This window comes from Myxococcus sp. CA033 (assembly GCF_013336625.1).
Taxonomy (GTDB): Bacteria; Myxococcota; Myxococcia; order Myxococcales; family Myxococcaceae; genus Myxococcus; species Myxococcus llanfairpwllgwyngyllgogerychwyrndrobwllllantysiliogogogochensis.
In genome coordinates this window covers 24,076-43,593 of record NZ_JABUMU010000026.1, presented here as the reverse complement: position 1 = coordinate 43,593, position 19,518 = coordinate 24,076, and the positions used below count along the sequence as shown (strand labels likewise).

At 68.3% G+C, this 19,518-nt stretch carries 19 protein-coding genes; 11 read left to right on the top strand and 8 right to left on the bottom strand.

The features are described from left to right. Positions 1-19: 19 nt before the first annotated feature. Together HUA78_RS38055 and HUA78_RS38050 are read right to left on the bottom strand one after the other, a co-directional pair. Positions 20-1,627: a DUF1552 domain-containing protein gene (locus tag HUA78_RS38055; RefSeq protein ID WP_174464079.1), complete on the bottom strand. Its 1,608-nt coding sequence runs from the start codon at positions 1,625-1,627 to the stop codon at positions 20-22. After that, the gene (locus tag HUA78_RS38050) at positions 1,624-3,408 is read right to left on the bottom strand and encodes a DUF1588 domain-containing protein (protein ID WP_174464078.1); all 1,785 of its coding nucleotides are present in this window, start codon (positions 3,406-3,408) and stop codon (positions 1,624-1,626) included. The genes HUA78_RS38055 and HUA78_RS38050 overlap by 4 nt, the downstream gene beginning before the upstream one ends. Before the next feature lie 77 nt (positions 3,409-3,485). Between HUA78_RS38050 and HUA78_RS38045 the strand changes: the two genes are divergently transcribed. From HUA78_RS38045 to HUA78_RS38025, 5 genes are all read left to right on the top strand, one after another. Beyond that, positions 3,486-4,403 carry a hypothetical protein gene (locus HUA78_RS38045; RefSeq protein ID WP_174464077.1) on the top strand — a complete coding sequence of 306 codons (918 nt, stop codon included), beginning with the start codon at positions 3,486-3,488 and terminating at the stop codon, positions 4,401-4,403. A 100-nt stretch (positions 4,404-4,503) separates the two neighbouring features. Further along, positions 4,504-5,013 (top strand): RNA polymerase sigma factor, encoded by a 510-nt coding sequence (locus tag HUA78_RS38040; RefSeq protein WP_371745758.1) that lies wholly within the window; start codon positions 4,504-4,506, stop codon positions 5,011-5,013. Positions 5,014-5,062: 49 nt separating this feature from the next. Continuing rightward, a complete protein-coding gene (locus HUA78_RS38035) occupies positions 5,063-6,034 on the top strand; it encodes a FecR domain-containing protein (RefSeq protein ID WP_254614834.1) in 972 nt (323 codons plus the stop codon). Then, positions 6,031-6,582 carry a hypothetical protein gene (locus tag HUA78_RS38030; RefSeq protein WP_174458689.1) on the top strand — a complete coding sequence of 184 codons (552 nt, stop codon included), beginning with the start codon at positions 6,031-6,033 and terminating at the stop codon, positions 6,580-6,582. The genes HUA78_RS38035 and HUA78_RS38030 overlap by 4 nt, the downstream gene beginning before the upstream one ends. A gap of 113 nt (positions 6,583-6,695) precedes the next feature. Further along, positions 6,696-7,142 (top strand): hypothetical protein, encoded by a 447-nt coding sequence (locus HUA78_RS38025; RefSeq protein WP_174464076.1) that lies wholly within the window; start codon positions 6,696-6,698, stop codon positions 7,140-7,142. A 66-nt stretch (positions 7,143-7,208) separates the two neighbouring features. Here the strand turns inward: HUA78_RS38025 and HUA78_RS38020 are convergent, their stop codons facing one another. Beyond that, positions 7,209-8,657, bottom strand: coding sequence for an FAD-binding protein (locus HUA78_RS38020; RefSeq protein ID WP_174478414.1), 1,449 nt, complete (start codon positions 8,655-8,657; stop codon positions 7,209-7,211). 173 nt (positions 8,658-8,830) lie between these two features. Beyond that, the gene (locus HUA78_RS38015) at positions 8,831-9,847 is read right to left on the bottom strand and encodes an AraC family transcriptional regulator (protein ID WP_174478413.1); all 1,017 of its coding nucleotides are present in this window, start codon (positions 9,845-9,847) and stop codon (positions 8,831-8,833) included. Positions 9,848-9,979: 132 nt separating this feature from the next. On the opposite strand from HUA78_RS38015, the gene HUA78_RS38010 reads away from it, so the two are divergent. The 3 genes from HUA78_RS38010 (at position 9,980) to HUA78_RS47850 (ending at position 12,119) form a co-directional block, all read left to right on the top strand. Continuing rightward, positions 9,980-10,861 carry an alpha/beta fold hydrolase gene (locus HUA78_RS38010; protein ID WP_174459429.1) on the top strand — a complete coding sequence of 294 codons (882 nt, stop codon included), beginning with the start codon at positions 9,980-9,982 and terminating at the stop codon, positions 10,859-10,861. A 728-nt stretch (positions 10,862-11,589) separates the two neighbouring features. Continuing rightward, positions 11,590-11,955, top strand: coding sequence for a histidine kinase dimerization/phospho-acceptor domain-containing protein (locus tag HUA78_RS38005; protein ID WP_174464072.1), 366 nt, complete (start codon positions 11,590-11,592; stop codon positions 11,953-11,955). Then, positions 11,916-12,119, top strand: a complete 204-nt coding sequence (locus tag HUA78_RS47850) for a HAMP domain-containing sensor histidine kinase (RefSeq protein ID WP_174464143.1) — start codon at positions 11,916-11,918, stop codon at positions 12,117-12,119. Before HUA78_RS38005 ends, HUA78_RS47850 begins: the two co-directional genes overlap by 40 nt. A 55-nt stretch (positions 12,120-12,174) precedes the next feature. Here the strand turns inward: HUA78_RS47850 and HUA78_RS37995 are convergent, their stop codons facing one another. The 3 genes from HUA78_RS37995 to HUA78_RS37985 form a co-directional block, all read right to left on the bottom strand. Then, complete coding sequence (locus HUA78_RS37995; protein WP_174464071.1) at positions 12,175-13,560, bottom strand: prenyltransferase/squalene oxidase repeat-containing protein; 1,386 nt, start codon at positions 13,558-13,560, stop codon at positions 12,175-12,177. A gap of 281 nt (positions 13,561-13,841) precedes the next feature. Then, a complete protein-coding gene (locus HUA78_RS37990) occupies positions 13,842-14,711 on the bottom strand; it encodes a hypothetical protein (protein ID WP_174478412.1) in 870 nt (289 codons plus the stop codon). A gap of 198 nt (positions 14,712-14,909) precedes the next feature. Next, complete coding sequence (locus tag HUA78_RS37985) at positions 14,910-15,818, bottom strand: LysR family transcriptional regulator (RefSeq protein ID WP_174464069.1); 909 nt, start codon at positions 15,816-15,818, stop codon at positions 14,910-14,912. A gap of 139 nt (positions 15,819-15,957) precedes the next feature. On the opposite strand from HUA78_RS37985, the gene HUA78_RS37980 reads away from it, so the two are divergent. Then, on the top strand, positions 15,958-16,482 hold the full coding sequence (locus tag HUA78_RS37980; RefSeq protein WP_174464068.1) for a hypothetical protein: 525 nt from the start codon (positions 15,958-15,960) through the stop codon (positions 16,480-16,482). Positions 16,483-16,521: 39 nt separating this feature from the next. On the opposite strand, the gene HUA78_RS46905 is transcribed toward HUA78_RS37980, so the two are convergent. Then, positions 16,522-16,839 carry a hypothetical protein gene (locus HUA78_RS46905; RefSeq protein ID WP_254624123.1) on the bottom strand — a complete coding sequence of 106 codons (318 nt, stop codon included), beginning with the start codon at positions 16,837-16,839 and terminating at the stop codon, positions 16,522-16,524. A 22-nt stretch (positions 16,840-16,861) separates the two neighbouring features. Between HUA78_RS46905 and HUA78_RS46900 the strand changes: the two genes are divergently transcribed. Both HUA78_RS46900 and HUA78_RS37970 read left to right on the top strand, forming a co-directional pair. After that, positions 16,862-17,236 carry a hypothetical protein gene (locus HUA78_RS46900; RefSeq protein WP_254624122.1) on the top strand — a complete coding sequence of 125 codons (375 nt, stop codon included), beginning with the start codon at positions 16,862-16,864 and terminating at the stop codon, positions 17,234-17,236. A gap of 182 nt (positions 17,237-17,418) precedes the next feature. Next, positions 17,419-19,413, top strand: coding sequence for an Ig-like domain-containing protein (locus tag HUA78_RS37970; protein WP_371745757.1), 1,995 nt, complete (start codon positions 17,419-17,421; stop codon positions 19,411-19,413). Positions 19,414-19,518: the final 105 nt, after the last annotated feature.

Genomic DNA, 19,518 nt, shown 5'->3' with positions numbered 1-19,518 from the left:
ATGCCGGGACTCACGTCTGTCAGGGCGCGAGGAACGGCAGCAGCTCTCCAGCCTTCTGCCACATCACCGCTGGATAGGCCTGCGCCGAGCTGAAGCCCTTGTTCGTGAAGAGGTACTCGTAGGTGGACTGGTACGACGCCTTCCAGCCGTAGCCGGAGTGGTCGGTTTCGTTCCACTCCGCCTGCGGGATGCCCATCGCCTGGAGCGCCGTGCCGAGCCACTGGTTGTAGAGGAGGCCCGACCACAGGAAGCTGCCCTCGCTGCCCGTGCTCGAGTCGCCGCTCACCTTGCGCGTGATGTTCCGGTAGTCGCAGTAGTTGCCCGTCTTGAGGGCGCCCCCCGCGCTCCCGGCCGTCACCACCGGGACGGAGAAGGAGAAGTGGGGTGTGTTGCCGTTCTCCTGCCCCCACGCGAGCAGCGAGTCATCCAGCAGGGTCCCGCCCGCGCCGTTCGAGAACCGCTCGAAGCGGGAGACGAGGTCGAGGAACACTTGCGAGAAGAAGACCTGGTTGAACTGGACCACCAGGTCCTGGTTCGCCCCGGGCACGGTCGAGGGATGAACGACGTTGTTGTGCCAGTCCTCGCCTTGGGGCGCGCGAGGGGTGAAGGTCAGGTTCTGGTTGTGCTCGTCGATGCTGATGGTGGCGACGCGACAGACGCCGCAGTTCATCGCCACGGCGAGCACTTCGTTGATGAGCCGGAAGTACTCGACGTTCTTCGCGGGGTCTCCCGCGAAGGAGCTGGAGTTTCGCAGCGACAGGTTGTCGGTGGTGGGACGGGCCGGCACCTGGCAGCCGGTGCCGGTGGTCTCCAGCCGGCGCTGCAGTTCCGCGACCGCGTCGATGTGCTGGTCCAGTCGCCCCCTGTCCTCGGCCGAGAGCCGACCGTTGCCGTTGCGCAGCCGCCGGTAGCTTTCGAGGACCTTGTCCACCACGGGAGTCCGGGCGGTGCCGGGACTGCTGCTACCGGCCAGCAAGGTGTCGAAGAGGGCGAGCGAGCTCTCGGTGCCGCCGATGGAGCTGGAGGCGACTCCGGAGGAGCGAACCCCGGGGGTGTTGTATCCCCAACTGCCGGTCGAGGTGCTTGCGCCGGCGATGGCGACGCTTCGCTTCCGGACGGAGGCGACGCTCGGGTAGAAGGCCGGTGAGTAGGCCATCACCTGGTCGATGGTCGCTCGAGGTGAGCCGGGCCTCTGCTTGTCGAAGTCGTAGTAGCCCAGCGGGGCGCCGAAGTTGTGACCCATGTACAGGGGGAAATCGAGTCCCCGCAGGATGTTCATCTTCGAGATGAGCGTGGGCGTGAGCACGGACGACTTCGCGGTCAGCACCCGGCTGATGACCGCATCTCCGTTCGCCTGGGCCGTCGCGGCCAGGTCTCCCCGCCGGACGTCGTGGTCCGCGTAGAACAGGGACTGCGTCAGCGCCGGGTCCCCCGGCCACATGCTCGCGCCAAAGATGGCGCCGTGGGGGGTGCGGAAATGCACGAAGGACTTCGGGCGCCCGGCGGCCTGGGCCTTCGCTTCGCGCGGGCTCAAGAGCGATGGGAGCAGCGGCAACGCCAGCACGGCTCCGCCCGCGCCGCGCAGGAACATGCGGCGGTCCCATCGGAAGACAGGTGTGTTGCTCATTGGAAGCTCCTCTGCTTGAACGTGGGATGCTGGACGACGGTCTTCAGCAGGTCGGCCATCGGTGCGCCGCTGCGCGCGACCGTCTCCATCTCTGAAAGAAGGCACCCATCGCGGGAAGTGGACTCCACGCGAGCGTGCGCGAAGCGGAAGTAGTGTTGCGCGACGCAGGACTCGAAGAGCTGGCTGTCGTCAATCATCCGCGACAGCTCCGAGGCGCTGGAGATGACGCGTTGCTCGGAGTCGTAGAGCAACACGTCCGCCGAGGTGTCCACGGAGGGGGTTGCCGTCTCGTGGCCCTGAGGGTTGAACAGCCGCTCCACGTCGCGCTCCCGTCCGAGCGCGTCGAACCCTTCCAGCACGAAGCCCGGTGGATTGATGGTGTTGTTATGACATCCCCCACAACTGCCTCCGGAGGTGAGCTGGCTCACCACCTGTCGCGTCGTCATGCGCTCCGTCGGCGCGGGCGGCCTGGTGCTGGCGTTGGGCGGAGGGGCCCCGACTTGCTGGCAGAGCAGGGCGTTTCGCACCAGGTAGCCCCTGTGGATGGGCCGCGTCGACGGGGTCCCCGTGGCCAGCAACGCCGCGCGGGTCAGCAGTCCGCCGCGGTTCTGGGACGGCATGACCGGCGCCGGACCGGAGCCACTCCAGACGGGGACACCGTAGATGCCGGCCAGGAAGGGGTCCGCCGTGTAGGACCTCTTGTCATGAAGGAAGTCGCTCACCGTGCCACCGGACACGACGGTGTTCCAGGCGGAGAGTTGGACGTCCTCGAACATCGCGGTGCGCGTGGCGTCCAAGGGCATCTGCGCTCCGACGAAGGACCGGTAGACCGGGTCGTTGCGGAGCGCCTCCAGCGACGGCAGCTCCTCGAGCCGCAGCCACTCGCTGACGAACTCGTCCAGGGAGCCTCGCAGTTGGGGGCTCTTCATCATCCGGTCGAGCTGGGCGCTGAAGCCGCTCTCGGTCAGGAGCGAGCCATCGGTCGCCGCGGCCCAGAGCGCGTCGTCCGGAGGCGCCTGCCAGAGCTGGTAGGACAGCTTCGCGGCCAGCTCGAACGCGGAGAGGGGGCTCACCGGCTGGCCGGCGGCGGTGCCGTGCTCGACGCGGTAGAGGAACCAGGGCGAGTTCAGGACGGTGGTGATGACGTCCGCCACCGCCGCCCTGTTCACCGGCGTGGCCCCGGCGATGTCCGCGAAGGCGGTGACCTCCGCCGTCGGCAGCGGGTAGCGCAGGACGCGGGAGCCCCATCCCCGGATGAAGGTCTCCAGGCAGGCCCGGTCGTTGGCGGTCTGGCTGTCGCTCGCGCAGCTTCCCAGGAGCGCGTTGCGGCGCGCGTCGGTGCTGGTGAGTTCCTGGGCCACGGCGCTGCCCAGGTCATACATGACGTCGATCTGGGTCTGCTGGATGGACTGGTCCAGCCGGCTGAAGCCACCCTTCAAGTCACCAGGCGCGGGAGTGCGCTGGTCCGTGGGGTAGCGGGCAAGGAGGGGGGCGAGGTTCGCCCAGAGGGCGTCGGCCTCGTTCGGCAGCGCACGGGCAATGGAGAAGCGAAGCGAGTTCATCACCTGCGTCCGGGACAGCCGTGGAAACGGAAGGTCCGAGGGGACGGCGCTCGCGTCACAGGAGAACTTCGCTGGCGCCGGACGGACGGAATCGGACGTGGCCGGCGGAGGCGGATCCGGGTCGTTTCCGCCGGGGTGATGGGTGTGCTGGGCGGAGCCCTCACAGGCGACCACGCCAGCGCAAAGAAGCAGGATGCCCACGGAGCGAGGAAGCGTCATGTCCCTGGCTACGCGCGGGGCCGAAAATACTTTCCTGCCCGGTGGGCCACCGGCGACGGTACTCTCGCCATCACCGCATGCTTGCTCTGCTCTGCGCGTTCTCCCTCGTCGCCCTGACCCAGTCCCCGGTGGTGTCGGTGTCGTTCGACCTGCGCGCGCTTCCCGAGCAGGACTATCGGCGGTGGGACGCGGTGGAGTTGGAGCGCAAGGTGGCCCTGCGGCTGATTCAGGAGGGCTTCGCGGTCGTCTCCCCACAGAGTCCGGCCCAGCTTCGACTGCGTGCGAGCCGCACTCCCGAAGGGCTGTTGCTCGAGGCCGTCGGGCCGCTGCAACGGGTGGAACAGGGCGTCCGAGTGGGACGGGGTTCCATCGCGGAGCTTCATCTGGAGGTCGCACAGAAGCTCTCCGAGATGACGCGGGCGGTGCAGCCCGAGCCGGAGCCGCCCGAACCGGAGCCGCCTCTGCCCGAGTTCGTGCTCCAGCCTCCCGTGGAGGTGGCTGCCGCCCCAGAGCGCCCCGAGTTGGACCTGGGCCTGGGGCTGGGGACGCTCTGGCACGGACCTGGAGTCGATCCACACCTCCTGCTCTCCGTCAGGCGGGGCCTGGGGGCCTTCGGCCTGGAGGCGGAGGCGGGGCTCGGGGTGTCCCGCGATGCGGCGCTGACCGTGTTCGAGGCGCAAGGTGGCGCCTTCTTCAGTTATCGGCTCCCCGTGGCGGAGCGCCTGCAGCTCGAACCGGGTGTGGGCGCGGGCCTCGTCCTCCACGCCTTCCGACTCGAGGACGCCTGGGCGTCGGGCCGGACCGGTACCCAGGTGTCTCCCGCGGGCTGGGCCCGGATGAAGCTCCGGTGGCGGTTCACCGAGCGTCTGGCGGCGGAGTTGCGCGTGGCCCTGGGGGTGCTGCGGCCCGTGACGCATGTGCGCGAGGGCGAGACACTGTGGTCTCGGGGAGGGGTGAGGCTCGAAACCGGCGCCCAGCTTTCTTGGGGGCAGTAGCCTCCGAGGAAAGTTTCTCCCGCTTCAATCGTAGGTTCGCAGGTGATGGATGTCGCGTGCTCCGCACTCAAAGGCCCCGCTCGCCCTGCCTGCCCGGCCTGTGTCATTCGACACGCTCTACGAGGAGCACGCCGAGGACGTCTACGTCTGGGCCATGCGGTATGCGGCGGGTCGGTCGGGCTGGGCTGAAGACGTCGCACATGACGTCTTCCTCAAGGCGTGGGAGCACCAGGCCTGGCTGCGCGAGGAGGATGTGAGGGGCTGGCTTTTTCGAGTCACGCAGAACGTGGCGTTCTCCGCCCTGCGGCGCGAGAAGACGTTCCGACAGCGCATCGCCGAGCTCTTGTTTCCTGTGCACCCCGCGGAGACGGAGTCCACGCCGGAGGCGGCCCTCGTGCGGCGCGAGGCGTTGCGCAGCGCCACGGCGACGTTGGACCGCTTGCCGGGGCAGGAGCGGGTGGTGATGACCTTGAAGCTTCTGGACGACCTGAGCCAGCGCGAGATTGCCCAGCTCCTCTCGCTGTCAGAAGGCTACGTGTCGAAGTTGATCAGCCGCGCCCAGGGCCGTCTGACGGCCTGGGGATGGAAGGTGGATGATGGCTCCCCGTGACTTCCGTGCAGAGCTCCGGCGTGAAGACCCGCTCCGCCGCGAGCAAGGGATGCCACCCGCCGTCCGGGCCCGACTGTGGTCGCGGCTGCGGGACTCACGCGCGCCGAAGTCCGCATGGCACAGGCGTCCCGTGTTCTGGGGACTCGCCGCGTCGGCGGTGGCGCTGGCCTTCGCGGTGTTCTTCATGCGGGCCCCCTCCGCACGCTCTCTCGGGGGACTCGAGGTCGCGCGGGCCAGTGTGGACCTCATGGCGCGGGAAGATGCCGCGGGTGTGATGATTGAAGGGGGCGAGGCCGCCCTGATGGACGTGGCCCGAGGCATCACCCTCAGGAACCAGGGGCCGCTCGTCGTTCGTCGTGAACCCTCCGGCGTGCGACTGGTCCACGGTCGCGCGGAGTTCTCGGTGAATCACCGCCAGCCAGGCGTGCCTCCTGCCGTCGTGCTCGTGTCGGGCGGCGCCATCGAGGTGATGGGCACGCGCTTCACGGTGGAGGAGCGGGGAGGGGAAGGCACCGTTACCCTGCACGAAGGTGCCATTGCCTTTCGTGGGCTCAGTGGCGCGGTGGTTCCCGTGGGGGTGGGGCAGACGTTGGCGTGGCCGGTGGCCGTGCCCTCCGAGCCAGCCCTTCCGGAGCCTGCGCCTCCCGAGTCGGGAAGGCCCGCACCGCTGGCGGCGCCCAGCCCGAAGCTTGCTCCCACGCGCGTTCCCTCCACACCGGTTCGTGCTCCGAGCGCGGAGGACGTCTTGCGAGAGCTGGAGGTCCTTCGCGGTCGGCGCGAGTTCGAGCAAGCGGCGAGGTACCTCGAGGAGGCGATGCGCAAGCAGCCGGTGGCGACGCGGGAGCGCCTGAGCTTCGAGCTGGGCTCGTTGCTGACGTACCAGCTCAAGGACGCGCGGCGTGCCTGCTCCCACTGGGCTCGGCACGAACAGCAGTTCCAGCGCGGGCACTACGCGGAGGCGGTCCAGCGTGCCCGTGGGACGCTGGCCTGCGAGGGCCGAGACCGCGAGAGCGCGCGATGAAACGGGGAGGCTGGAGCCTGCTGTGGCTGGCAGCGGCGCTGACCGCGTGCGAGCCCGCCATCATCGACCATTCGGCGACGTCCAATCTGCTCGATGCCGAGTCGGCTTCCCTGGAGACGGGGCCTGGCGCCTGGATTGCGTGGTACGGCGTCACCGCTTCGAGAGCGTCCACCGACGCGAGAGAAGGTGAAGCAGTCCTGCGCGTGGAGGTGACCGAGCCGTATGGCTGGGGCGTGCACCTCGACAACTGGCCCGGGTTCGCCGCATCCCCGGGGGCGCACCGCGCTTCGTTCTGGGTGCGCGGGACGTCGGAGCGCTCCCCGGTCGCCGAGATGCGGGTCAGCTGGCGGGATGCAAGCGGCCGGGAGCTGCAGTCGGACCTGCTCTCCAGCCCGGTGCTTTCCTCCAAGTGGGTCCGGACCGCGCGCGAGCTGACGGCTCCAGCGGGAACGGAACGGATGTCCGTGGCAGTGACTGGCGCCGAGGGCGTCCTTGGCGAGGTCATCGAGCTGGATGTGCTGGTCGTTCAGGCATTGAGCGCACCTTGAGCAGCTCCTGAGCCTCCACTCTTGGCTTGGGTGGTGTGTCAGTGAACACAAACTTGCCCCGCATGTTTAGCGTGGTATTCGTGTTTGTGGGTTCTTGAGAGGAGCGCGCCGCTATGATGCAGCGACGATGGGTGTCTTTTGGATTCATTGGGGCAATCTTGCTTCTTGCCGCGGCTCCAGCATATGCGGCGGGGTGGGTGGTCTGCGGCACGCTGAGTCAGTTCGAGACCGACAAATGCACGCTCCCGGGTTATCCGCCCGCTCAGTATGAGTACGCGATTGTTGATCTCACGGACGAGCCTATCCGGGTCATGTGCAGTTATTGGAACCATGGGGCGCGCGTCTACAATGTGTCGCCATTTTTCGTGAATGCCGATAACCCAACCGTCGACCAGTATTGGGGCGGGTTTGCCTATTATCGGGGGACCCAATCGCCCGGAGACAATTGCCCGGGCGGCGGGTGGGTTCATAAGTATTGGTTCTTTTATGACGGCGGCAAGATTGGCATGCCGGGTGGGCGCGGCTGCCTGAATCCTCAAGTCTGGTGCCGCGCGCGGTGATGCGGAGAGGGCCTCCTCGCCAATGGGGCGTGGCCCCGAGCACGAGGAGGCCCCTGGGGGCGTCGATCAGAAGATGCCCTGTCCCGGCGTGAGGATGCGGTCCGGGTCGTAGCGCCCCTTCGCGTGCTCGAACCGCTCCCAGGCGGGGTGGAAGTGGCGGCGCCAGTCGCCGGAACTCATGGGCACGGCATCCACGGGATAGATCTTCCCGCCGATGGCCGTGAGCCGGTCGAAGATGGCGCGGTTCTTCCGCACGAGGGAGGCGACGTTCTCCGGCGTCGGTGGAATGGCGGTGCGCAGCAGCGAGAAGAGGAAGACGTGTCTGTCGTTGGGCGTGCGCAGGAAGGGCGCGGTCAGCTCCGAGGCGCGGAAGGGGTAGAGCAGGATGGGCCCCTGTCCCATGTCGGCCTCGGTGGTCTGCGAGAGGACCTCCTGGACGAAGGCCTCGGCGGACCGGGCGGGGACGAACATGTCCAGCCACGGATGGGGGAAACCCCAGACGCCGAGTTGCTTGAGCAGCTCGACCAACGGCGCGAGCCGGTTGGCGAAGTCGAAGTAGCTGCCATCGCTCACCTGGAGCGTTCCCGGCTGGAAGCCCAGGCCCGCGAGCAGTCTCGCATCGTGCGGCTCCGAGCCCGGGGTGAAGTACTTCACCACCTCGAGCTGATACGCCCGGCCCCCGTTGGAGCCGACGGCGGAGCCCTCGACGTAGTCGAAGCGACCGTCCTCGATGAGCCGCCGCTGGTCCTCCATGAAGCGGTGGAGGTCGCTGTACAGCGCGGTGTACGTCCGGGCGCGGGGCGGCACTTCGACGAGCCGCACCTTCGCGCGCACGATGATGCCGAACTGGCCCAGTCCCGAGCGCACGGCGTCGAACAGGGGCCGCTCACGCCAGCGCGAGCACCGCACGAGCTCTCCCTGTCCCGTGACGACGTCCATTTCCAGGACGTTGTCCACCTGGAGGCCCCAGCGAAACGCCTGTCCGCCGATGCCCCCCGCCGACAGCGTCCCACCGATGCTCAGCTCGATGTAGTCGGTCAGCACCGGCGGACTCTTGCCGCACGGAAGCGAGGCCTGGAGCAACTCGTGCCACCGGACGCCCGCATCCACCCAGGCGCTGTCCTCGTCAATCTCGTGGATGGTCGACAGCGTGGACATGTCGATGACGATGCCCGCCGCCACCTGGGATTGGCCGAAGGTGCTGTGACTCTCACCGAGGCCCCGAGCGGCGGCTATTTTCAGGCCCTGGCGCCGCGCGAAGCGGACCATGGCCACGATGTCCTTCACCGAGCCCGGAACGAGCACCGCCCACGGCGTGCGGTGGAGGATGTGGCCGAAGTCCTCCGAGGCCGCGGTCCGCGACGCCGTGTCCATCAGCAACTCGCCATCGAGTGGCGGCAGCGGGGCCGAGCCCGCCTCCAGCGTGGAGGCCCAGCTTCGGCTCAGGGGATTGAATGCCACGGCCACCAACGCACCTTGGAGCAACGTCCTCCGGGAGACGGTTCGACTCGACATTCACTCCTCCTTCTTCGTCGGAGACTTCTAGCCCGAGGCCGCTCCCCCCAACAATTGCCCTCTCCTCGGGCGCGAACGCATGGTGTGCAACGCACCCGTTCCGAGCATGGAACGAACGGGAACCGCTCCGCGCCACGGCACGCCCGAAATCGCGAGCCGGGAGCGCCCACGGCTCACGCGGCGGACGTACTCCGGCGGTAGCGTCCCGGGCTCATGCCCGTCCAGCGCTGGAAGGCGCGTCGCAGGGCTCGTGCATCTGAATAGCCCACGCGCTCCGCGATACCCGCGACGTTGAGCGAGTCGTCGGCAAGCAGGCGGCGGGCCTTCTCCAGGCGGACTCCCTCGGTCACTTCGCGGAATGTCCGCCCCTCGGCCTTGAGTCGGCGCTGGAGGCCGCGCGGGCTCATCCCCAGGCGCGCGCAGACACTGGCGAGCGACGGTTCTCCTCGCTCCACTTCCTCTTCCACCTGGGCCTGGAGCCGCTCACGCCAGCCCACGGGGCGCGTCGCCTCGCGGGCCAGCAGGTCCACGTGGCGAAGGAGCAGGGCGTGCAATCCGCCATCCGCCTGTCGCAGGGGGAGGGAGAGCATGTCCCGGGGCAGCGTGAGCGTGCAGGACTCCTGACGGAAGGCCAGTCGCGTCGTGCCGAAGGCCTCGGCGAGGACGTTCCGCCCACGTGGGGCCGCCTGGGTGAAGCCTACCTGGAAGGGAATCAACGGCTGGCCAGTGGCCTCGCGCGCGAAGGTCAGGAGCCGCGCGAGCGTGAACTCGGCCTCCTGCCGTCCAGGCCCGGCGGGGCGGTTCGGGCAGCGGTAGCGCAGCGTCGCGCGGCTCTCCGACAACGTGAGATTGAGTTCGGCGCCATCATGCAGCAACCGCAAGTGACGGCTCGCGAGGTGGAGCCCCGCCCCCAGGGTCGCGGCGGTCCGGCACAGATAGTCGAAGAGGTCGAACTGGCCGGGCTCGAAGGTCGTGGCCAGATGGAGCCCGAAGTGCGGGTCGCCGACAGCCGCGGCGGCATTCTCCCAGAGCAGGTCGCCACGGTGCAGGGCGATTCGCGTGTGCGCGTCCGTCAACCGTGTCCGGTCCACTCCGGCACGGCGAGCCACGGCGTCGGCGTTCGCGCCCTTCGCCGCGACCGTGTCCAGGATGAGCCGGGGCAATCTCGTGGAGACACTGGGGGTGGCCATGGCGATGCCCTCGTCTTCCGGACGCTACGCACAACACGGAGCAGGCTCAAGCGAGCGAGGTGGCGCAAGAGGTCCCCTCTTCGTCGCCAGCGGTCCCTTCCGAGCCACGGGGCCCGGCGCTACTCACTGGCCATGCGAACCCCTCCGTCAGTTCCCCTCGACGCGCGGCTCCGGGCGGAGGCCCCGGGCCGATTCATCGCCCTGAGCGATGGGCAAACACACTACCTGCTGGACGGCCCCGAAGGCGGCTCCACCGTGGTGTTGATTCCCGGTGCCACACTGCCGCTGTTCATCTGGGAGCCCCTTGTCGAGCCGCTCGTGCGCGCGGGGCACCGGGTGCTGCGCTACGACTTGTTCGGCCGAGGGTATTCGGACCGGCCGAAGGTGAGGTATGGCCCGGAGCTGTATGAACGGCAGCTCACGGAGTTGCTGGCCGCGCTGGGGCTCCACGCGCCGGTGCATCTGGTGGGACTCGCCTTCGGCGGGCTGCTGGCGGTGGAGTACGTGGACCGGAATCCCGAGCGCGTCCGGAGCCTGTGCCTCATCGAACCGGATGGCTTCGGAACGAAGCTGTCGCTCGGGGTCCGGCTCATGCACGTGCCCGTGTTGGGTGAGGCCCTCTTCGCGGTGATGGGCGAGCGGCAGCTGCGAGCACGGCTGCCGGGCTATTCACGCCGCCCCGAGCTGATTCCGGAGCTGGAGGCTCGCTTCCTGCCCTCCACGCGCATCGCGGGATTTGGCCACGCGCTACTCTCGACCCTGCGACACATGGCCATCCACACCGCGGCGCCTGTCTTCCACCGTGTGGCCAGGCGCCACATACCCACGCTGCTGCTGTGGGGCCGCGACGACCGAATCACGCCCCTCCACATCGCCGAAGAGGTCCACGCGGCCCTGCCTCACGCGGAGTTCCACATCATCGACGACGCCGGGCACCTGCCCCACTATGAACGTCCCGCCGCCGTGGCCCCATTGCTCACTGAGTTCCTCGCGAAGCCCCGCCCCGCGGCTTGAGGCCGCACGGTCGAGCTGCTCGGCCAGGATGAACCGCCACGTGACTGTGTGCGGCCATGGCACCGCTGGCGCACGTTGGCCGAGCCCTACCGCCTCGCGAGCCGTGCTTCGATGCCCGGCTGAGACCCTATGCGACACCGGCACAGGACGGCGCGAAGCGCGTGGGCGGTTTCTTCGCCCCCCGCACGCGGCCCGGGCTGTTCCTGCGCAACCAGTTCTACCGGATGCTCACCTCGAAGCCGCTCGAGCGCGTGTTCGAAAGCTCGTCACCCATGCGGCCAATGCGTTCGAACTCCCCGAGTATGGCGGTGCTTTCGCCACACCCCAGGGCCAATGAGCGGGGCGGTTGTGGGGCCTGGCGCCATTCCGACCTGGAGAGTTCAATCCTCCCAGTGCACATTCCCCCGCGGTTCGTTGGGTGAAGGATGCGATTGGCCGTGCACTGCTCGCCACATTCGGCCCATCCCCTGGCACGAAGAAGTCATCGCTGTCACTGGCGTCCTACGTTCCTCGCCACCGACTGGACGTGAGGAAGGTGCGACGCAGGTCCGGAGGATGGGGTGGGGGATGACACAGGGCAAGATGGCCGCGCAAGTCACGCAGGGAGAGTCCGCAGGAGATTGTCGGCCAGCCCTTCAGCATCCTCTTCAAGCCCGAGGACATCCAGAGCGGGCCACCCGCGCGCGAGATGCGCGTGGCGCTCGAGCGAGGCGTCTACATGGGCGAGGGTGAAGGAACTCATTGGCATCGTGAGCCACGACCTGCGCAATCCCCTCAACGCGATCCTGCTCTCCTCCACCCAACTCCTGCGTCGTCAAGGGATGGACGCCCTCCAGGCACAGGGCCTCGTCAGAGTCGTCTCCTCGGCGGAGCGAGCGGCGCGGTTGATTCACGACCTGCTCGACTTCACCCAGGTGCGCCTCGGCGATGGCCTGGCCATCCATCGAAGGCCCACCGACCTCCAGGGGCGCGCCCTGCAGGTGGTGGAAGAGGTTCGCCTGGGCAATCCCGGAAGAGAACTGCAGATGGAGCACCGCGGTACTGGGGCGAGCCGATTCCTCCGGGTGAGCTCCCGTACCTGTTCGAACGGCTGACGCGAGGGCCCAGCGTGACGGGCAAGCCCCAGGGAGGCATTGGGCTGGGCCTTTTCATCGCCAAGCAGGTCGTGCGTGCTCATGAAGGCACCATCCAGGTGCGTTCAAGCAGGGAGAATGGCACGACGGTCACCGTCCGACTGCCTCGCCGAGCTTCGTCGTGAGCGCGAGCAGGCTGCCGGAGGGGCTGTGAGCTTCACCTGCTTCTGTCGGGCAAGCTCAGATTTCAGTGAGTGGCGGCGGCGGGGTCCGGGAGGCCCGCGCCACAGCGGCCAGTCCATGCACGGCGAGGGCGTGGATCTGCATGGGGTAATCAATGGCGAAGGGCCTGGGAGCGTACATCCACAGCGGCCCAGGCCAGGAGCCCCCCGGCTCTTGGAGGTCCGCCAGATAGTCGATGGCGCGAGTCACGCTCAGGTGCTCACTGGGCAGGTAGAAGGTCAGCAACGCTAGCGCCATACCCGTGGAGGCCGCCGAGCTCGCCGCCCCTTGCGTGGGGGACCAACCCCCATCCGGGTTCTGCCGCTCAACGAACTCCCGTGCGAGCCGCCGTGCCGAGTCATGGGAAGGTCCAAGCGCCAGCCCCACCTCGTGAGCGGCATAGGAGTCGATGTTGTACCAGTGCGCACGACAGCCGCCTTCCTGCCGCGCGCGCAGTGCGAGCCACTCCCCCGCGGGGGCCCAGAACGCAGGAAGCGTGCCCCATTTGCGCAACGCCATGATGGCATGTGCGACCACGTCCTCGGCGGGCGGGTCGTCCCGGGACTGCCACGTCAGCCACAACCCCGCTGGGGTCCGCATCCGCTCCAGGTACGCTCGCCCCAGGCCCGACGCGGACGTACCGGCGTCCGTGTGAGGCAGGGCAAGCATCACCATCGCGGTGGTGTCGGTATCCGATTCGACCCCTTCCCGGTAGGGCCAGCCTCCGTCCTCATTCTGAGAGCGCAGGAGGAAGGCCCAGGCACGCTCGAACATCGCGGGGTCCAGGTCTTCACAACCCTCCAGTGCTCGGCAGAGCAGCGCCGTGTCCCATACCTCCGCGGGGCTGAAGCACCACACCCCCGCTGTCGTGCGCTCGCGCAGAAAGAAGTCGAACGCGCGGGCGAAGGACTCCGAGGTGGGGTCCCACCGCCGCAGTGCCGCGAGCGCCACGAGGGTCGCCCCCATCTGCCCACCGAAGGAGCCCGAAGCCGATTGGGCCTCGCGCAGCGCCTTCAGCGCCTCCACGGTGTCCGCTGACGGCGCTTCATCGGCCAGCAAGAGGAACAGCGCGGCCAGCTCCGCTCCCGACCAACGCTTGAGCCGCACGGTCTGACGGGCGAGGATCCGCTCCAGCACCTGGGCCTGGAGTTCCTCGCGAGACGGCCCTCCGCGCACGGGTGCGCCCACCGCGAGCGCGAGCGCGAGGAAGAAGTTCCGGCGGTCGCGGAAGACCGGCTCGGAGAAGAGGGGATGGGACACGTCAAGGCTGGCGGTGGGGGCCGCGCCGCCCACCGATGCTTGGAGCCAGCTCTCTATCCGACGAGGCACTTCGTGATGGTTCTGGACCGGTGCGGCCTGGACCCAGCGCCGCGTCGCGCTCAGGTGGGGTCGCAATTCGGGCACGAAGACATCCGCGACCAGACACGCCAGGGCATTCTCAAGGAACCGTGGCGCGGGATGGACCCGCCACGCACCATCGGATGACTGGGCTTGGGCCAGATGTGCACAGGCGCCGCGCAGCACACGCCGTGCTGGGTTGTCCTTTCTCCGTGGGTTCCACAGGTGGAGGGCGGCGGGTCCCCCTTCACCAATCCGCTCAATGTGAGACAGGTCCGCCATGGACGTTTCCTCCTCGAAGTGAACATCGCGTTCATCTGATGAAGCAGGCGCGGTCCAGGAGCAGGTCACCTCAATGTGTCCTCCAAGAGAGGAGCCATGGTGGGGGCGGGGTACCAGAATGGGCCCAGGCGGATACCCAGCCCCACCATGGGTCCTTCCTCCCACGCGCAGCGGTGGCTGATGGCTTCTTCCGCCCGCCCCGTCTTGTCGGCGCGCCAGGTGCGCCGCAGGTAGGCATGGTCGTAGAGCACGGTTCGCGGTTCCCGCTCGGTGAGCCGGTAGCCGGGCCGCTGGGTGAAGTAACAGTCCATGGGGCCTTGCAGCAGGGGAGGAACCTGCTCCGGGGACACCATGGGCTTGCCAAAAGCAATCATCAACCGGGCGAGAGGGATGTCCTCGCCGTAGAGCGCGCGGATGGCATCCTCGCGGGTGCGGGCTCCGGTGCGAACGACGGCCTGGAGCAACTCGTTCCAGGGGGCCCCCGACTGCGCCACCACCGAACACCAAAGCGTGTGCTCGCCCCGAGGGGTGGCCGCGGCGACCTTTTCGGAAAGAGGCCGTAGCTCATCCGGCAGACTCTCCGCGCCCAGCAACCGCAGGCGCCAGCCCTGGTGCTGGGCGGTGCTGAGCCGCGAGAACTCCTTCACGAGCAGGGCCACCCAGTCGAACAGGCGCTCGCGATAGCGGGGGGTGACCTCGGCGAACTGACTCGGTGTGAGCAAGGGGGTGATGACGTGGCGCACACCGTGGTGGAAGAACAGCTCCACGCAGGCGTTCATCTGGGAGATGGTCCAGTGGGCGTAGTCCTCGGAACTCACGTCGATGCCGGCCAGGGCGGCACTGCGGCGTGTGCCTTCCACCACCCAGATGAGCGTGGTGGGCGCTATCCGCCGCACCTGCTCGATGGGCGCCGCGAGAAACTGGTCCAAGGACATGGCTTCTGCTGCTGAGATCTCGGGTGTCTTGTCAGGCATCGGGACTCACTCAATCGAGCGCACCGGACCTCTTGAGGTCGGCACCGTCGAACGCGCGTCGGTTCCCGGAGGCTGCGCACGGGTGCGCGGAACGGACATCGCCCTGTGGGACGAGGGGGGCTGTGTGACGGTCCCTGAGTCCGTCGCCGGCCGCAGTACCTACTGCTGCTCCGCCCGGGAGTTGGCGAAGAGCGTCTTCACGAAGTCGAGGAACACCCGTACCCGGGAGGGCAAATGCCGGCCGGGCGGGTGCAGCAGGTAGATGGGGCGCTCCTCGCGGGCGTAGGTGTCGAGCACCGTGACGAGCGCGCCCGTGGCCAGCTCTCGCGTCACCATGAAGTCCATCATCCACGCGATGCCGAGCCCCATCGCCGCGGCATCGCGCAGCGTGGCTCCCTGGCTGACATGGAATGCACCGCGCGGCGCGACGCGTGTGATGCCCTCTGGGCCCTTGAAGCGCCACTCACCAACGATGCCCTGGCGCAGGAAGCCCAGGCACTGGTGATGCGACAGGTCCGAGGGCATGGCAGGTGTCCCGTGCTGCTTCAGGTAGGCCGGCGCTGCCACGGCCACCATCCGGGTCATCGCCAGGCTGCGCGACACCAGCCTCGAATCTGTCAGCGGTCCCATTCGGATGAGCACGTCGGCGCCCTCGGAGATGGGGTCCACCACCTCGTCCCGCATCGTCAGATGAATCTCGACGCCTGGATAGGCCTGAAGGAAGCGGGGCAGGGCTGGGGTGAGCACGAGCTGCCCGATGACCTGCGGCACCTCCACGCGCAAGCGCCCCGTGGGGCGGTTGCGGGAGCGGGCGAGCGACTCCTTGGCTTCACCCAACTCCGCCAGGATGTGCTGGCAGCGCGCGTAGAAGTCACGCCCGTCATCCGTGAGCCTGAGCGCTCGCGTCGTCCGCTGGAAGAGGCGCACCCCCAGCTCTTCCTCCAAGCGGGCGATGCGGCGGCTGACGGCGGAGGCGGTGATGTGCAGCCTGCGCGCCGCTTGCGTGAAGTTTCCGTCCTCCACGGCACGGACGAAGGCGTCGATGTTGGAGAGCGAGGGCAGTGACATACGGGGACGGATTGATGCGTGGGCCGCATGGATGATGTGTTCGAGGCTCACTCGCACTCTACCAGCGCACACGGCACATCTCTCCGCGTGGTTCATGTGGGCCCACGGAAGCGGGCTCGAGTCGCGAGAGGAGTGCGTCATGACGGGGTCGCAGTCGATGTTCCAGGGGTGCATGGGCCGCTCGGTGAAGGCCTCGCTCGCGGTGTTGCTGCTGACGAGCGCTCACCACGTCTACGGTGGCCTCCTCTACGGAACGCCATGGCGACTGCACATGGTGGGGGTCGCCGCCGTCACCACCGGAATCCTCCTCGCCTCGCTGAGGGTGCTGCGCCCGAGTCGAGGGGGATGGCGCGGCGAGCTGGCCTTCGCCGTGCTCACGCTGACGACGCTCGCGGTGCCGGTCGGGATGATTGGTGCGTTCGAGGGGCTCTACAACCACGTCCTGAAGGATGTCCTCTACTTCGGTGGCGCGCCCACGGCCCTGTTGTCTCAGCTCTTCCCACCACCCACCTACGAGCTGCCGAACGACGTTCTCTTCGAGCTGACCGGTGTGCTCCAGCCGGTCCCAGCGGGGCTCGCGCTCCTGGCGCTCGTTCGCGCTTTCCGTGAGCGATGGGCGAGCGCCCCCGGGCGGTCGAACCGCGATGTGGCGGAGGTGCCGTGACATGGCCGCGCACAAGGGCTCCATCGTCATCGTGGGGGGCTACGGACAGGTCGGGCAGGCCGTGGCTCGCGTGTTGGCTCCGACCTTCCCGGGACGGGTGCGAATCGCGGGACGCACCCACGTGGTGGTGATGTGGACGCCAATGGTGTGCGGCTGGCGGAGTTCCACAATGCCGCCGGACAGCCCCTGCGCCTCTTGCGTCCGCCCCCGCGCGGCCCCGTCTTCCTGCGGCGCGTGGAGGACGAAGCCGAGTACCTGCTGCCCACCACCCAGGACGTCGTCCACCTGGAGTCCCTGTCCGCCGAGGCGCCCCGCGTGGCCTCGCGCGGCGCATGCGGCCTTCCAGCACATCTTCACCCTGCCATTCGGACGCGACTTCGTGGCGGGCTTCGAGCCACGGCCGCCCCCTCTCACGCTGGTGGAGCCGGACGGGGGTGGCCCATGGAGCTGGAGGAAGCCGCTGGGGTGGGGTGCGCTCACACTCGGGACACTCTCCCTGGGTGCTGGCGCATGGGCCACGCTGGAGGCGAAGAGCCAGCGCGACGGCATCACCTCGGACCTGCCGCAGCAGGAGGTCGCCCGGCGCAACGGCCGCATCCACGACCTCAACACCACCAGCGGCCTGCGCTATGGCGCGGGAGGACTCGCGGTGCTGAGCGGCGCGTTGCTGCTCCTGTGGCCCGACACGCAGTCCCTGCCCGTGGCCGCGCTGGGCCCGGACGGTGCCGCGTTGGGGCTCGCGGGCGTGTTCTGATTCGTCCCGCGCGCACGGTCCGACGTTCCCTCCCTCCGGGACCTGGTGACTCCTCGGATGAGGCCATCCCGTTGAATTGAGCGTCTGGCTCTGCGACCTGCGTCTCCAGGCCCCGTTATGGGGGGCAGCATCCCGTTGGGGTTCTTCGCGAGGGGTGGTGCGTCTTTCCATGAGGGGAACTGGTGAAACATCAGCTTGGTCGTCTGTCTCTGAGTCGTTCTTCCACGCGGTGGCTGTTGCGGTTCGCCTGCCCCCCGGGATTCTTCCCTGACATCCGGTGCGCCATCCTTCTTGGCTCCTGGGTCCTCGCCGCGTGTGGAGGAGGAGGAGGGGAGAAGCCACCGCCGACTCCTCCGGCAAACAAGGCCCCGGTCGCGGTGGCGGACAGGGTGAGGACCGACGAGGACACCGCCGTGGTCATCCCGGCTACCACGCTCGTCGCCAACGACACCGACGCGGACGGCGACTCACTCGCTGTCACCGCCGTTGGCAATGCGACCCAGGGCACCGTGACGCTGGCGGGTGGCAATGTCACCTTCACCCCGGAGGCGAACTTCTTCGGGACGGCGACGTTCGGTTACACGGTCAGCGATGGGACGAACACCAGCACTTCGACGGTGACCGTCACCGTCCAATCCGTGAATGACGCTCCCGTTGCCAGCGCCGATTCGGCCGTCACCCGAATGGATGGCGGGCTGACCCTCCCGGTGGCGAAGCTCCTCGCCAATGACAGCGATGTGGAGGGTGATGGGCTGACGGTGAGCCAGGTCGCGAACGCGGACCACGGCACGGTTGAGCTCCTCGGCGACGAGGTGAAGTTCACACCGACGCCCGGGTTCGCGGGCGCAGCCAGCTTCGAGTACCAGGTGTCCGACATTCACGGCACGACCGCGACCGGCTCGGTCGCCGTGCGCGTCCGTGACGATGTTCCGAACTCGGTGGTCGCCGGGCCGCTGCACACCTGCGCGGTCTTCCAGGACGGACGCGTCAAGTGCTGGGGCTTCAACGAATATGGTCAGCTCGGGCTCGAGGATGAGGCCAGCCGTGGGGACGCCCCAGGTGAGATGGGCGGCTTGCTCCCGTTCGTGCGCCTTGGCGCGGGTCAGAAGGCGACGTCGCTCCACCTCGGTGCCTACTACACCTGTGCGCTCCTCGAGCGTGGCGCGGTCAAGTGCTGGGGGTGGAACGTCGCTGGCATGCTCGGGCTCGGGGATACGGAGCGCCGAGGAGATGCTCCCGGAGAGATGGATGATGCGCTGCCGCCGGTGGACCTCGGCACCGGGCGGACCGCGAAGGCGCTCGCCGCCAACGGCAGTGATTACACGTGTGCCATCCTCGACGATGACACGGTCAAGTGCTGGGGTGACAATCAATACGGCAAGCTCGGGCTCGGCGATATGAGGAACCGCGGAGATGGCCCGGGGGAGATGGGCGATGCGTTGCCGACGGTGGACTTCGGCGCGGGGCGGACCGCGAAGGCGCTCGCAGCGGGTTCTGGTCACACCTGCGCGCTCCTCGATGACGGCTCCGTCAAGTGCTGGGGTTACAACGCGTTTGGCCAGCTCGGGCTCGGCGATAAGGAAGATCGTGGAGATGGCCCGGATGAGATGGGCGACGCGCTGCCCCCGGTGGACCTCGGCGCGGGGCGGACCGCGCGGGCCATCGCCGCCGGTGGGTATTCCACGTGTGCGCTTCTCGATGACGGCTCCGTCAAGTGCTGGGGTTACAACGAATATGGCCAGCTCGGGCTCGGCGATGCGGAACCTCGCGGTGACGGTCCCGGGGAGATGGCCGCCGCGCTGCCCCCGGTGAACCTCGGCACGGGGCGGACCGCGAAGGCGCTCTCCTTGGGTGCATTCTACACGTGTGCGCTCCTCGATGACGGCTCCGTCAAGTGCTGGGGTTCCAACGAGAGTGGCCGGCTCGGGCTCGGCGATTCGAAGAACCGCGGTCAGGTCCCTGCTCAAATGGGCGACGCGCTGCCTCCGGTCAACCTCGGTACGGGCCGTACCGCGACGTCACTCACGACGGGCTCCCACACCTGTGCCACCCTCGACGATGGCGACGTCACATGCTGGGGTGACAACGACTACGGTCAGCTCGGGCTCGGCGATACGAGGTCACGCGGAGAGAACCCAGGTGAGATGGGAGCCGCCCTCCTGGCCGTCGATTTCTAGCGCCTGGTTCGATAGGGAAGACGTCGGCCCGCCTGCTGCGTTCTGACAGCAGGAGGGCCGGCGCATGGGGGTGGGTGAAGAAGGACGATGAGCAGCGCATGTCCT

Bases quoted from the DNA above. Each gene is read 5' to 3' on its own strand.
- HUA78_RS38050 (WP_174464078.1), bottom strand. From the start codon at position 3,408: ATGACGCTTCCTCGCTCCGTGGGCATCCTGCTTCTTTGCGCTGGCGTG.
- HUA78_RS38025 (WP_174464076.1), top strand. From the start codon at position 6,696: ATGATGCAGCGACGATGGGTGTCTTTTGGATTCATTGGGGCAATCTTG.
- HUA78_RS38015 (WP_174478413.1), bottom strand. From the start codon at position 9,847: ATGGCCACCCCCAGTGTCTCCACGAGATTGCCCCGGCTCATCCTGGAC.
- HUA78_RS38045 (WP_174464077.1), top strand. From the start codon at position 3,486: ATGCTTGCTCTGCTCTGCGCGTTCTCCCTCGTCGCCCTGACCCAGTCC.
- HUA78_RS38020 (WP_174478414.1), bottom strand. From the start codon at position 8,657: ATGTCGAGTCGAACCGTCTCCCGGAGGACGTTGCTCCAAGGTGCGTTG.
- HUA78_RS38030 (WP_174458689.1), top strand. From the start codon at position 6,031: ATGAAACGGGGAGGCTGGAGCCTGCTGTGGCTGGCAGCGGCGCTGACC.
- HUA78_RS38035 (WP_254614834.1), top strand. From the start codon at position 5,063: ATGCCACCCGCCGTCCGGGCCCGACTGTGGTCGCGGCTGCGGGACTCA.
- HUA78_RS38055 (WP_174464079.1), bottom strand. From the start codon at position 1,627: ATGAGCAACACACCTGTCTTCCGATGGGACCGCCGCATGTTCCTGCGC.
- HUA78_RS37990 (WP_174478412.1), bottom strand. From the start codon at position 14,711: ATGTCCTTGGACCAGTTTCTCGCGGCGCCCATCGAGCAGGTGCGGCGG.
- HUA78_RS37985 (WP_174464069.1), bottom strand. From the start codon at position 15,818: ATGTCACTGCCCTCGCTCTCCAACATCGACGCCTTCGTCCGTGCCGTG.
- HUA78_RS37980 (WP_174464068.1), top strand. From the start codon at position 15,958: ATGACGGGGTCGCAGTCGATGTTCCAGGGGTGCATGGGCCGCTCGGTG.
- HUA78_RS38010 (WP_174459429.1), top strand. From the start codon at position 9,980: ATGCGAACCCCTCCGTCAGTTCCCCTCGACGCGCGGCTCCGGGCGGAG.